This is a genomic window from Peribacillus sp. ACCC06369 (assembly GCF_030348945.1).
Lineage (GTDB): Bacteria > Bacillota > Bacilli > Bacillales > DSM-1321 > Peribacillus.
Genome location: NZ_JAUCEN010000002.1, coordinates 3,142,263 through 3,156,059 on the forward strand (window position 1 = coordinate 3,142,263; position 13,797 = coordinate 3,156,059).

10 protein-coding genes, 3 pseudogenes and 1 riboswitch are annotated in these 13,797 nt (G+C 36.7%); of the genes and pseudogenes, 7 read left to right on the forward strand and 6 right to left on the reverse strand.

Going from position 1 to position 13,797, the window contains the following annotated elements:
- Positions 1-520 precede the first annotated feature (520 nt).
- The 3 genes and pseudogenes from QUF78_RS16060 to QUF78_RS16070 form a co-directional block, all read right to left on the reverse strand.
- Positions 521-1,160: pseudogene (locus QUF78_RS16060) on the reverse strand (glycosyltransferase).
- Between the two features lie 254 nt (positions 1,161-1,414).
- Complete coding sequence (gene ltrA / locus QUF78_RS16065) at positions 1,415-2,677, reverse strand: group II intron reverse transcriptase/maturase (protein ID WP_289323195.1); 1,263 nt, start codon at positions 2,675-2,677, stop codon at positions 1,415-1,417.
- 627 nt (positions 2,678-3,304) lie between these two features.
- Positions 3,305-3,653, reverse strand: a pseudogene (locus QUF78_RS16070) (VOC family protein).
- A gap of 621 nt (positions 3,654-4,274) precedes the next feature.
- Between QUF78_RS16070 and QUF78_RS16075 the strand changes: the two are divergent.
- The 4 genes from QUF78_RS16075 to tatA all read left to right on the forward strand — a co-directional run bounded on the left by QUF78_RS16075 (position 4,275) and on the right by tatA (position 7,134).
- On the forward strand, positions 4,275-5,291 hold the full coding sequence (locus tag QUF78_RS16075; RefSeq protein WP_289325456.1) for a multicopper oxidase domain-containing protein: 1,017 nt from the start codon (positions 4,275-4,277) through the stop codon (positions 5,289-5,291).
- A gap of 15 nt (positions 5,292-5,306) precedes the next feature.
- Complete coding sequence (locus QUF78_RS16080) at positions 5,307-6,476, forward strand: ZIP family metal transporter (RefSeq protein WP_289325457.1); 1,170 nt, start codon at positions 5,307-5,309, stop codon at positions 6,474-6,476.
- 125 nt (positions 6,477-6,601) lie between these two features.
- Positions 6,602-6,808: a transcriptional regulator gene (locus QUF78_RS16085; protein ID WP_370015470.1), complete on the forward strand. Its 207-nt coding sequence runs from the start codon at positions 6,602-6,604 to the stop codon at positions 6,806-6,808.
- 74 nt (positions 6,809-6,882) lie between these two features.
- Positions 6,883-7,134, forward strand: coding sequence for a twin-arginine translocase TatA/TatE family subunit (tatA, locus tag QUF78_RS16090; protein WP_289325459.1), 252 nt, complete (start codon positions 6,883-6,885; stop codon positions 7,132-7,134).
- Positions 7,135-7,425: 291 nt separating this feature from the next.
- Here tatA and QUF78_RS16095 read toward each other — a convergent pair whose 3' ends face one another.
- Entirely contained in the window at positions 7,426-7,905 is a 480-nt protein-coding gene (locus QUF78_RS16095; protein ID WP_289325460.1) for an SRPBCC family protein, read from the reverse strand.
- A 264-nt stretch (positions 7,906-8,169) separates the two neighbouring features.
- Between QUF78_RS16095 and QUF78_RS16100 the strand changes: the two genes are divergently transcribed.
- Positions 8,170-8,307 (forward strand): hypothetical protein, encoded by a 138-nt coding sequence (locus QUF78_RS16100; RefSeq protein WP_289325461.1) that lies wholly within the window; start codon positions 8,170-8,172, stop codon positions 8,305-8,307.
- 132 nt (positions 8,308-8,439) lie between these two features.
- Positions 8,440-9,057: a cell wall hydrolase gene (locus tag QUF78_RS16105; protein WP_289325462.1), complete on the forward strand. Its 618-nt coding sequence runs from the start codon at positions 8,440-8,442 to the stop codon at positions 9,055-9,057.
- Positions 9,058-9,625: 568 nt separating this feature from the next.
- Here QUF78_RS16105 and QUF78_RS16110 read toward each other — a convergent pair.
- Entirely contained in the window at positions 9,626-10,300 is a 675-nt protein-coding gene (locus QUF78_RS16110) for a polysaccharide deacetylase family protein (protein WP_289325463.1), read from the reverse strand.
- A 346-nt stretch (positions 10,301-10,646) separates the two neighbouring features.
- Here QUF78_RS16110 and QUF78_RS16115 point away from each other — a divergent pair.
- Positions 10,647-11,180: pseudogene (locus QUF78_RS16115) on the forward strand (IS110 family transposase); the annotation flags it as partial.
- A 13-nt stretch (positions 11,181-11,193) separates the two neighbouring features.
- Here QUF78_RS16115 and QUF78_RS16120 read toward each other — a convergent pair.
- Complete coding sequence (locus QUF78_RS16120; RefSeq protein ID WP_289325464.1) at positions 11,194-12,786, reverse strand: glutamate/serine transporter AimA; 1,593 nt, start codon at positions 12,784-12,786, stop codon at positions 11,194-11,196.
- Positions 12,787-12,842: 56 nt separating this feature from the next.
- A riboswitch (ZMP/ZTP riboswitch) is annotated at positions 12,843-12,921 on the reverse strand.
- Between the last annotated feature and the right edge of the window lie 876 nt (positions 12,922-13,797).

Here is a 13,797-nt window from a genome sequence, read left to right on the forward strand (position 1 = left end):
AATGACCAAAGCTTCTTAGGTTCAAACATCTTTTGTTTGCGTCAATTTCATCAATCACAACACCATAATTTACCTATATTTCAAACGAATATCTTTGTTGAGTTTTACTGCCCCTTACGTACTATAAAAAGAATAATTTCATCACTAATGATCATTTTCCTTATTCAACAAGGCTGCCTAAAAACAGCTCCAATCTTAAGCTAACTCACCTTTTTATTTAAGCACATCCCTTGATAAACTTGCTAAATGCCTAGGTTGTTTACACTTTTATTGACTAACACGCATGATGCTGAAGCGATGTTTATTTTTGTTCCGCAATCGGGCCAGATAATTGAATTACACTTGGTTGTTAATTTAGATATTTATGTTAAAAATAGAGATTGAGAAGGAATGTACTTAAAGTAACGGGACAGTTAGAGCAATAATGCAGTTACACAAACATCGTGTTATAAACATAAGCAAATGCCCCTCATAATGAAAGAATCTCCAACTGAATGCTGGAGGATTCTTAAGGTTTTTTTTAAAACTTATCCGGAAACTGTTTTACAACTCCCGCAGAGATAGTATCTGCCATTAGGATTATATGTGTGACCCCTTCGTCAATTGAAACGATCCTTGCGTTCCAATCTTTTGCTAAGCTTGCAGTTAAATCATTTTGTCACTAATTTCAGATGCATATACAGCAAATTTTTTAGATCTTCATTTTTCAAATAGGGGTTGGCACCGCTAAGGAAAGCGGCTATTTCATCAGCATTTCTATACCATTCTTTGTTTAGCTGTTGCACCAAGGCATTATTTCCGCTTTTAGCCGCATCTACAATCTTTCCCGCAATAACAATATGCTCCTTAAGCAGATCCGTAAGTTTGTTCCCAGCCTTCTCTCCGTATACTGGCTTTACAGCTTTACCAATATCCTCCTGATTCTTCAGAAGCCTAGCCAGTACCTGTTTTTGATCCTCCGCACCAGCTGTTGTTGCACTTGTAATATAATTACTTGTCCACAATACATGATCAATCCAAAGTCTCCTGAATTCATTTTCGAACTTTACCTCAGATTGGCTAATACGTTGTACTTGCGGTTTAGCATATGCACTGGTTGTTCCAGCCACCATGTTTAGAGGAAATAATAAAATAAATCCCATCAATAATATTTTTTTCATAAAACCCTCTCCTTCCAAAGTTAAAAATCACCTTTTTATTATTGATAATATGGAATTTTAATATTCATAATAATGGTTCTACTTACCCTGTTGATCTGTAAATAAGTGGCTTTTAAATGAAGGAGAAAAAAAACCAAGTTATTCCTTATGGAACTAACCTGCCCCGTTTGTTGCATAAAATCGAGTAGGAGGAGGCGCCTAGCCTCCGACCTCTCACACCACCGTACATACCGTTCGGTATACGGCGGTTCAGTTTAAGTCTGACGTAGTTTTGTATATCGTTCATATAGATTTACTAACCCTTGGTGGTGCCAATAAACATTATTAAGGGTTTTGTCTAGAATAGGACTATGCGCTATGCGCCAATAACCCTTTCTGCTATTTCCCCATTCATACGCTTTTCCAAATGGGGCGCCTAATCCTTTGAGTTTCCTCACTCTCGTTCTTGGCAATTTCCATTGCTTCCATAGGCACATCCTGAGTCTTCTTCGAATCCATGAATCTAAATTCTTCAAAACGTTCGGAGTATCAATGAGGGCGAAATAACCCATCCAACCTCTAAGGTATTGCTTTAACTTATTTATTCGGAGTTTCATGGGTTTCGGTAATTTTCTCGAGGTCATTTCCCTGATTCGTTTCTTTACTCTCTTCACCGTTTGTTTAGCCAGTAGAACCTTCGGGTTCTTCTTTGACTTCGTGAAACTAAAACCGAGAAACGTTCTGTTCCAAGGGCGATCATACTTCGACTTCTCGTAGTTGACCTTTAGCTTCAGTTTATTTTCAATGAAGCTTGAGATATTTCCCATTGCACGTTTGGCGGCTTTTCGTGTCTTCACAAAGATAGTACTGTCATCCGCATACCTTACGAATCGAAGATTGCGTTTCTCTAGTTCTTTATCTAAATCGTCTAACATGATATTAGATAATAAAGGACTTAACGGACCTCCTTGCGGAGTTCCCTCCTCACTTTTATGAAAAAGTCCGCCTATCATAATGCCTGCTTGAAGGAATCTACGAATCAGTTTGAGAACTCGTTTATCTTCAATTTTCCGCTCTAACATTCCCATGAGCTTGTCATGATTCACTTTATCGAAGAACTTCTCCAAGTCCATATCCACTACCCATGTATAACCTTCGGTTATATAGGACTTTGCCTTTCGAACCGCCTGGTGCCCTTGTTTGTTAGGGCGAAAACCATAGCTATTCTCCGAAAAGGTTGAGTCATATATCCTGGTTAATATTTGGGCAATGGCTTGTTGAATGAAACGGTCTAGAACGGTTGGAATACCCAATAGCCGAACTCCGCCGTTTGGTTTCGGGATTTCGATACGACGGACGGGCTTCGGTTGATAGGTACCCTGTAAAAGGGCAGTTTTCATGTTGTACCATTCGGTTGCGAGGTGCGGTCTCAGGTTTTGAACCGGCATTCCATCTACACCATGGCTTCCCTTATTTCTTTCTACACGCTTCAATGCCTGTATTAAGTTTTCCCTCTCTAGTATCTGTTCCATTAACATCGTTGATATCCTTTCTACGTGGATAAATGGTCTATTTGTGCCTTTATCTGCTCCACCCTTTTGAAGTTCCCCGTGTATTCACCACATCTTCCTTCAAATAAGTTCCGTTAGGAATTGTTTGCTTCTTCGCAGATAACGAACGCCTAGTATTCATCCTCCTTAATCTGTTCGGTCCTTCCTTATCTTCTCGAGTAGACAAGTACTATGACCTCTGCTGACTTCTGATGATTCAGCTGTCCATCACTGGACAGGTTACCAAGTGTACTTGGCTGTCATCAGACCTCCCCGGGTAAGAGTGCAATCTTTCCCTCCATCTATCTGCTTCATTTACTCTGTACCACCTTCGGCAGTAAGGACTTTGTTTTGTTTCGCAAACTCATCCAATGATACCTAGCCTTATATGAAGTTCGTGTTCCTCAGACCGAAGGTTTGCCGCTTGCTTCCTTCAGATTCCACGTCACCGTGGACACCCTTGCATTAAGCTAACCACTACTACTGCCTTCATGGTTCGGGACTTTCACCCTATAGATTGCACCCATGCCGGGCGCACGAAAAAGCTGCCTTAAAGACAGCTCCGATCTTCAGCTAACACACCTGTTAGCTCAATAGCAAATGAATTACAACTCGTTATTTCTCCCAAAGCTCGACCAGTCGACCTTCAGGATCTTCAATCCAAATAAACTTTCCAAATTCACTAATCTCTTTTTTTCTTTGCAAGAGATACACCAATATGTTCAAGATGCTTAATAGTCTCGTTTAGATTATGTACTTGGAAATTTAACATCACTTGTTGTTCTGTTGGAAAATAACTGTCATTCTCGGTAAAGAAAGAAAAGATAGTCTCATTTTCTAATTGGGGTTTTATCACCGTCCCATTCCAATTTTCCATTTCAATCTTCAACACTTCACTGTACCATTTTTTTACAACTTCAAGATTCTTAGTTCTCCAAAATATTCCTCCGAAACCTTTTATCATCGTATCTAACTCCTGTCTGTCATCAAATTTTTAGCTATCCGATTACATTAGATATTCGAGATTTTCATTTAAGTTCCTTTTTCAACTATATTGCCCCGTTTGTTGCATAAGAAGTTCTCTATCCGTCATATAAAAACCTTTTCTTATTAAACTAAACTGCCCGTTAGTGAAACAATAAAAGCTGCCAAAATGACAGTTGATTTGTGACTCTTGCACGATTACTAACGTACATATTCAACTCTTATTATGGGCTTATAATTTTTGATACTCCAATGATTTGCAGGAAGGACATTGTGTGGTAGATATATAGGTTTCATTATGTACCCACTTATAATGACAAGTCAGCAGAGTAGAACTGTATGTTTTTTTATGAATTCCATGATGATTCCCTATGGATAAGCAAAGGACTAGATCCATTCCCACCCTTTTTGCAGCAATATATCGTCTGTAACCATTCGGATGGATCTTTATTCATCCACCTTTATCAGATCCATGCATGCTTGTCATCGTATACGAAGTATTCTGAAAAAAAGAGTTGACATTAAACTTGTACCTAACTTAAAGTATAGCTTATACAACAAAAAGTTTCCTTCAGGAAACTTTTTAGAAGGGGGTCAAATAATGTCGGATGAGAAAAAGGTTTCCCGCAGAGATATTTTAAAGATGGGGACTGCAGGTGCGTTTGGAGTAGCTGGATCTTATTACTTGAATAAAATGGCACAATTTCCAACTATGGCTCAGGCATCCAATAATTCGTCTCACAAGAATGGCAATCATTCCAATCATGCAAATATGAGTGATAAAACAAAAACCACAGGTTACAAAATGGCAGAACGGCTCCTTACTGAGTTTGATTATGGAAAAGAAACCAAGCTTCCCAACGGTCAAACACTCCGGGAATATGACGTAGTGGCAATTGATAAAGAAATCGAAATTGCCAAAGGAATTAAATTTCCAGGCTGGACTTATAATGGAACAATTCCAGGACCATCTTTTCGTTGTACCGAGGGGGACCTTTTGCGGTTTCACTTTATTAATCAGGGCAGCCACCCCCACTCTATTCATTTTCACGGAATCCATCCTCCAGAGATGGACGGTTTAACTTCTATTTATCCTGGACAAAAATTCACATACGAATTTGAAGCGAAGCCATACGGATTACAAATTTACCATTGCCATGTACTCCCCCTAGCCCGCCATATCCATAAAGGCTTATACGGTAATTTTATTATTGATCCTAAGAAGCCAAGAGAGCCGGCTTTAGAGTTAAACATGGTTATGAATGGATTTGATTTGGATTTAGACGGCGAAAACGAGTTTTATACGGTGAATGGCTATGCCTTCGCATTTATGAATCACCCTATTAAAATCAAAAAAGATCAACTCGTAAGGATCTATCTAAGTAATTTAACAGAATTCGACTTATTAAATTCGTTTCATTTGCATGCGAATTACTTTACGTACTATCCAACCGGCAGAAACGATAACCCCTCTCAGTTCACAGATACCATCATGCAATGTCAGGGAGAACGTGGAATTATTGAAGTTCGTTTTCCATACAAGGGAACATATATGTTTCATGCCCATGTAAGTGAATTTGCTGAGTTAGGCTGGATGGGATTCTTTGAGGTCGAGTAAAAAAGGAGGGATAATATGAAGGGCAAATGGTTAATTACTATTTTAATACCGTTAGTATTACTTATAGGGGTGCTAGGATGGGTGCTGAAAAATGGAGCAGGTGTAGAAAAAGATCCTGCAGCACCGATAGAAGTCTTGAACATTGAACGCATCAAGGTAACTAAAATCGGTTTCGAATTATCTGTTAGTAATACCGGACCCAAACCCTTAACGATTTCTCAAGTGATGGTTAATGATTCGGTGTGGAATTACAATGTCTCTCCTCAAGCAAAACTTGAACGATTTGATGAGGGAAAGGTGACCATCTCTTACCCATGGGTGGAAGGTGATCCACATACCATTAAGTTAATCACAGAGAATGGCATTATCACGGAAGGTGAAGTTGCAGCTGCCACACTCACTCCAGAAACCACCTGGAGCAACTTCCTTAATTACGGCTTAATCGGGTTTTACGTTGGAATTGTCCCGATCACATTGGGGTTGTTGTGGTATCCATTTATGAAACGTTTCTCACGAAAATCTATAAATGGGATTCTTGCTCTTACCGTTGGGCTCCTTTTATTCTTATTTGTCGGGACACTGGCTGATGGATTTGAAATTGGTGCAGAAGCACCTTCTGTATTTCAGGGGAATATGGTTGTCATAATTGGGGCTTCCTTAACCTTTTTATTATTGATCGGCTTTGATCAGTATCAACAAAGAAAACAAGAAAGGAAAGGATATTCCCCTTTTGGTCTGGCTTTGTTAATGGCTACCGGAATTGGCCTTCATAACTTTGGAGAAGGTTTGGCAATTGGTTCTTCCTTTGCACTAGGTGAAGCTGCTTTAGGAACCTTTTTAATCATAGGGTTTACCCTTCACAACATCACGGAAGGGATTGGAATCGCTGCTCCTTTATTAAAGGCCACACCTCGATTTAGAGACTTTCTATTACTTGGAGTTATCGCAGGTGCACCCGCCATTGCGGGTACATGGGTGGGCGGATTCATCTTCTCACCAATTTGGGGAGCTTTATTCCTTGGTATTGGAGCAGGGGCCATTCTTCAAGTAATATATGTAATAACAAAAATGCTCATTGAAGATCATAGAAAACATAATGAAGCATCTGTTTCATGGTTAAACCTTTCTGGTTTCGCGATTGGACTATTAATCATGTACTTTACTGCATTTTTTGTGAAATTTTAAGGGATGCCTTAATCTTGTTTGGACCCATAAACAATTCCCGAACTTGGTAGAGCTGTGGGTTCAACATTGTTGAATTAAAAATTAACCAACGCTGCTAAAACTAATTAAAAGGAGCATCAATGGTGATGAGACTTGGTAAAAAAAGAAGTAATTTTGGTAGATGGGTGGATAAACAAAAAGACATAAATGAATTAGAGTTAGAAAGAGCATCAAATATAAGTAGAGGTACAATTTCAAAATTATGTAGCGATTCGAACTATCGACCAAAAACTTCAACAGTAATTAAAATAAATCAGGGCTTAAAAAAACTTGATAAGTATATTGGATTTTAACGATTTTTTTACTGAGGTTATTCTAAAAATGATTTAAAAGGAATTACAAAATTTAATTACTTGGGGGAAGCATTATGTTTCAAAGTATAGGTATACCAGGTTTAATTTTAATACTTGTCATTGCCTTGATTATTTTTGGACCTAAAAAGCTGCCGGAAATCGGTAGAGCCTTTGGACGTACTTTAACTGAATTCAAGGGTGCAACCAAGGGATTAGTATCTGATGAAGATAAAGAAGATTGGGAAAATCCTGAGTTAACAACAGATAAAAAGAAGCAGGATAAATCAGGTGATCCACTTTTTGATTCAACCAAAGATCACCTTTAATTGTAAAAAAGATGAGGTGATGCCTAAAAATTTAAAATCGTTCCTGCTTTTTGATTTTTAGAATATCAACAAAAAAGTATACGTTTACAATCTGTAGTAGCAAGCTATACCGCCCATTTCTGAAATTTTATACGCTAAAAGAATTCTAACATAAAAAGTCGATCTCCTTTACGTTATAGGAATCGACTTTTTTACTTTTTCTTAATGAACTAACGCACCTGTTAGTTCATTAAGAAAAGCGAATCTTCTTCCAGAATCGCGCCCTATAATGGAATAACTTTTTATATTGTTTTAACGTTCCATATTAAATACTTCACTATAGATTTTACGCAGCTTAGTTGAGTTATCGTGCCACTTAATTGGTTTACCATTGACGATTTGGACCAATACATCCAGACACCTATGCCATCCTGCCGCGGTATTAACTGCCCATGAATCATCGTTAAAAGTATGGGTAAAGATCATTCGACACCCTTTATCCTCTTCCTGCAATGAAATGTTTATCAGATCATCAACTTCACGGAAACCAAATAAATATGGCTTTTCTAACTCTGTAATGGTACCGTTATATGTCGTTCCTTCACCGTCATCGAAGGCAATCTGGCCACCAAGTCTGAGATCCATCTCCCCTGTGGCAAAAGGGTACCATTGGGAGAAGTAACTAGGATTCGTAATGACAAGGAAAACATCTTCTGGATTATGAGGAAAAAATCGTTCAAATCTTAAAGCATAACGACCGTTTGACTCATGTAGTGTACCAAATTCATTCATCATTTAATCCTCCTTCTTTTATCCTTAAAGCCTTGAGATTCATCACTAATTCACAAAAATTAAAGTTTGCATAGGCTCAGAAAAATCATCAACAATACTCATAATTGTGTTCATGCTATTATTTTACCAAACATTTATATAACTAAAAAAATAATAAAATCATTTTCGTGTTTTTTAACAATCTGGCCCAATTGTTGAATACAGATCAAACAGCACTCTTCAACTACCCTGCCCCCCCGATAGTTCCATAAGGAGTCTTGCCGCATGCCCATCAAGTTAAAACTTCTTTATACCCCAAAACGAAAAAAGCTATCTTCAGTAGCATTTACAGAAAGATTAGCTTATTTTTTCGTTTTGGATATAATCCTTTTTCTTAGCTTGATGGCAATAGGCGGTACCTAATAAACAGACAAATTTGCCTGAAAATTTTTTAAAATTTTGGTTTAAAATAGGAATAATGTAAGATAAATCTATTTTTCTTGTATGTTAAAGTAGAATAGTAGGAAAATGAATCGAAGGATGTGGTATTATTTGATGTTAAATGTAAAAAAAATGTCGTTTGTTGTTTTTATTTGTTTCATGTTTTTTATACCAAATTCAATCTTTGCTCAAGAAATTTTACACAATGGAAGTCAAGGACAAGCAGTTTATGACTTACAAGAAAATTTAAAGAAAATGGGTTACTTTAACAGTCAACCAACAGGGTATTATGGTTCAATTACTGATCATGCAGTGAATCAACTTCAACTAGATTCTGGACTATTACCAGATGGAGTTTTTGGATTCCAAACACAACAAAAATTACATAGTATTGAAATGATGGCCAGGGTTGTTCATGGAGAAGCTCGAGGAGAAACTTATGAAGGAAAAGTAGCTGTCGCTGCAGTAATTTTGAACCGAATGTCAACGCCAGGTTTTCCTAAAAATACTTACGATGTTATTTTCCAGACAAATGCTTTTACAGCTGTACATGATGGGCAATATTATTTGACCCCAAATAGCTATTCTTATCGAGCTGTTATTGATGCATTACAAGGTTGGGATCCTACTCATGGTTCTGTTTATTATTATAATCCTTCCTCGGCAACAGATGAATGGATTTTCACTAGGGAAACAGTCATTAGAATAGGCAACCACTTATTTGCAAAGTAAAACTAATCTACATACATATTGAGGAATGATATTTTTATAGTTTCGTATTATAAATATCCATTAACTATGTAGTGGGGTATAGTTGAAAGGTCGAGCAGTAGTTGCCCGACCTTTTTTGCGGTACCCTTGGCGGCACCCCCATAAGAAAAAGCTGCTTTAAAGACAGCTCCGAGCTTCAGCTAACGCACCCGTTAGTTGAAAAGAGTGAAAGTTAAATTGTACCTTTCATTCTAATTACTTTCACACCTAACTCAAATTTAAGTTCTAGCATTGCTTTTTTTAAAAAAAGCTATTGCTTGCTTGTTACTTGGTGACACACGAAGGTGGTATTCATCCACTCCATTGTTTTTAAAGAACTTCAATCATAAATCACCCAATTAGTTCAATATCTATCTCCTTAAACTTTTGAATTATATTTGATGTTTTCCTATTTCCGTACCCATTTGCTTATAAACAATATTAAGTACTTTTCCCTTGGTTCCAAAAGAAAAAGCGATTACCTGGTTTAGGAACCGCTTTCAACTATCTTTGCAAAGTCATCAAGAGTAGTTGAATACTTGATATAAATTCATGGTAAAAGATAAAGTTCGTCTTTAATGCCCTTCTCAGAAAATAGTTCAGGAGTTGTCGTAAGTCCAAATAAATAATATTTCTTCGTTTCTTCTACGACTTTGTCATTGAAATTTCCGTATGGATACGCAAGAGCATTAACTGGTTTGCCTGTTATTTTTTGAATTTTATCTTTGGACCCTTTCAGTTCATATTCATAATTTTTTATTTCCGCCAAATCAGGATGTGTAGCAGTATGAGACTGGATTGAGATTATACCCGAATCAGCCATCATTTTTAAATCCGATTTCGATAAACGGTTTGAACGACCGATAAAGTCAGAAATAACAAAAATGGTACCACTTGGTTTAAAACGTTCGTTTTCAAGTTTTTGAAAGATAGCAAATGCATTCAGATTGTTTTTGTATCCGTCATCAAAGGTAATGAAAATGGGTTTATTTTCTTTATTAATGTCTTGCCAACGATCAAAAGTTAATAATGTGTAGCCATGGTCTTTTAAATAAATCATTTGTTTCTGGAAATTATCAGGAGTTACATATAGCTCCTTAGAACCATGCCCAGTAAACTCGTCAATCGAATGATAAATTAAAATAGGTACTTTTCGTTGAGCAAAAACTTGTGATGGAAGAATTAAGATAAGAAGACATAGGAAAAACATTACAACCTTTTTCATAAAATTCCTCGCTTTGCATTCTTTTTATATCTTTTCAATTTATTGTGCCTCAAAAGCATAGTTCTATTATCATTTCTCCCATATTTGATTCTATCTCCCATTGATCAATGGTGACTTTGATAATCCCAAATGAAAAACTAATTTCTTAAATCACTAAGGAATCGGACTAACTGCCACAATAGCTCTATAAGAAAAAGAGCTGCCAAAGCAACTCCCTTAATGAAGTAAAGCACCCGTTAGCATTCCTGTAGATCGTTAAATATCAGGTTTGAAAAAAATAGAGCCCCTCAGTAAAATACGAGTATAGAGACCAATCTAACTCAAAGTCTTAAGGAGGAAGCCTACTATGAATTTTAAAATGCAAAACAAACAAAATCAACTAATTGAAAGAATCACGAATCGTCATCTTGTTGTAGGAATTGATATTGCACAACAACTTCATGTTGCTCGAGCTGTTAACTATCGAGGAATTGTGGTCGGTCATCCTCTAACCTTTGAAAATAACGATGAGGGGTTTACTAAATTTCTAAGTTGGATCAAAGAACTTAAACGAATAAACCATTTAGGCACAGCCATCGTGGGCATGGAACCTACCGGTCATTACTGGTTGAATCTATCAAAATGGTTATTTGAACAAAACGGCGATGTTGTTACCGTAAATCCGCACCTTGTTAAAAGGAATAAAGAGAACCGAGATAATACCCAATCTAAGAGCGATAAAAAGGACGCTCTCGTCATCGCTGATATGGTGAAAAATGGCTATTATACATTCATTCATCATAGCCCAGAATCCTTAGAAAAACTTCGAGTCCTTATGTCTAACAGGGACATGGTTGTTAAACGTCTTGTCAGCTCAATCAACCAATTAAATCGCTGGTTGTCTACACTAAGAGTTATTTATTAATAAATTCTTTGTTGATTTTTTCAGCCTCAGCCAAGTATTCTGTTTTAATCCCGCTCTTAACTCCCCACCAATAGAAGCAAAGTGCCAGACATGCGATGACCACCATATCCCAGCCAAATGTAAGAATATTTTTTCCGCCGAACTTCTCACTTCCAATATAAGAAATCAAAATCATACAACCTAAGTAAAGAAGCATCCAAACACCTGATAAAAATTGTTTTTTGAATCCATTCCATTTATTTTTAGCTTGATAATAAAAGTAAATAGGTAGTCCAATGGCAATGATGAAAACGACTTCTCCTGTTAATGGCCAACGCGCCCAGTATAAAGTAAGCGATGCAAAAACAAATCCACAAGGTGCAATAATAGAAGCACCTTTTAAGTGAAATGGACGGTTAAAATGAGAAGCAGTACGTCTTAAAGTTGCCAATGCAACTGGCCCCATGATATACGAAATAAGTGTAGCAACTGAAATCACTTCAGCAAGTACGCCCCATCCGCGGAATAAAAATAAAAAGATAAAACATACGCCTAAGTTTAATAACATCGCTGGACGAGGAACACCATAAAGTGGATGTAATGTACCAAAGATATTCGGTAAGTACCCATTTTTCTGCATTCCATAAAGCATTCGCGAAGTTGTAGCTGTATAAGTGGCACCTGAACCAGACGGTGATACAAACGCATCTACATACAATACAATCGCTAACCAGTTAAGGCTAAGAGCAATTGCCAAATCTGCAAAAGGTGAATTAAAATTCAGTTGACTCCATCCGTTCACAATCATAGACGGATCGATTGCACCGATAAAAACAACTTGTAAAATAACGTATATAAAACCTGCAATTAGAATAGACCCAATAACAGCAATTGGTATAGACTTATTCGGCGACTTCGCTTCTCCTGCCATATTAACGGGACTTTGAAATCCGTTAAACGCAAACACTATACCAGAAGTAGCTACTGCTGTTAAAACGCTTGCCCAACCATATGGTGCGATTCCTTGAGAACTTGTAAAGTTTTCACCATGAAATCCAGCAAAAAATAACGATCCTGCCATTACACCTGGAACAATTAATTTAAAAATAGTAATAAATGAATTTGCCTTAGCAAAAAGGTTAACTGTCCAATAGTTGACGAAGAAATAGAACAATAATAGTAAAGAAGCTATGAATAATCCTTTGGTCGTTAAGATATTGTTATCAACTAAGGAATGAGACCATCTGGCCCATTCCCAAGGCCACGTACTCATATATTGTACCGAAGCAATGGCCTCAACGGTAATAGTCGAAGCGATAGAAATCCAGTTCGCCCACGCAGCTAAAAATCCAATAAAAGAACCATGCGAATATTGAGGATACTTAACCATTCCTCCAGCTTCAGGAAACATTGCCCCAAGCTCTGCGTAAGATAATGCAATAAATAAAATTACAACCATACCGATAATCCAAGAAAAAATAGCTGCTGGCCCAGCAATCTGGGCGGCTTTCCACGCTCCGAACAACCAACCTGAGCCGATAATAGAACCAATACCTGTCATAGTTAAAGCAAAAGTCCCCATCTTTCTATGCATATTACTCATCTCTACCTACACCTCTTCCTAGGAAAATAAAAAACACTTGATCTATTTATAGATCAAGTGTTTGCCCAGGCGCGCGGCTTATACTCTATATGCTCCCCCATGGTTCTCCATGTTGCGCCAGTTACATATAGGAAAATAGTTTTTTTATAGTATATAGGATTATTTAAAATTTCACAACACTTTAAAAATATTTATATTTTATATATAATCTTATTTATTTTTCGTAATTCCCTATCAATATTCATTTCAATTTGAATAAAATAGGAAAATCAAGGTCCAAAAAACAAACATTCGTTTTCCAGAACACATGCTACATTAATATAATCATTTCTCTTTAACATTATACTTAAAAATCTTTAAGAGCTTATATGCGCAAAATAAACCGTTCATATTTTACAAATTATATCCCAACAACATTTACATAAACTGTTCTTTTCTTCCTCAAAAAAAAAGCCATGCACAAGTTGGGGAAAATACCTGAGGGATGAAGATCTCTCTTTGTTTCGTCCACAATTTATACACAACTTTAATTAGTGACTATAATATTTAACTAATGTGAAACACACTCGGCATAGCTAGAGTGATGAACGTAGATTAAATTTCCAAATCTGACCATTATTATCCACATATGATGATTAGCTTCATGATCATCTTCACCTAATCCGTTACAAAATATCTTTCCTATCATTATCCCTTAATTATTACAATCGGCTAGGTATGACTTCGTTTTAACGGAACTGTTCCGGGAATAATTGCTTAACTCCGGTGAAGAATGGGAATTTCAATAGTAAGATTAATAGGTAAGAAAAACTAACCAATGGGTGGATTTGAAGAGAAATAACTATTATTAGATTTTACCCAACTATTATTAATCCTGATAGTCCTTTTTACAGTAGCAGTACTTCTATTGGTAAGAGAACTAAAGAAAAGCATATCACCTAACAAATTTTAAAATCATTGAAGAGAAAGTCGATTTAGCTGAATTACCCAACGAAAAAATTTTATATATTT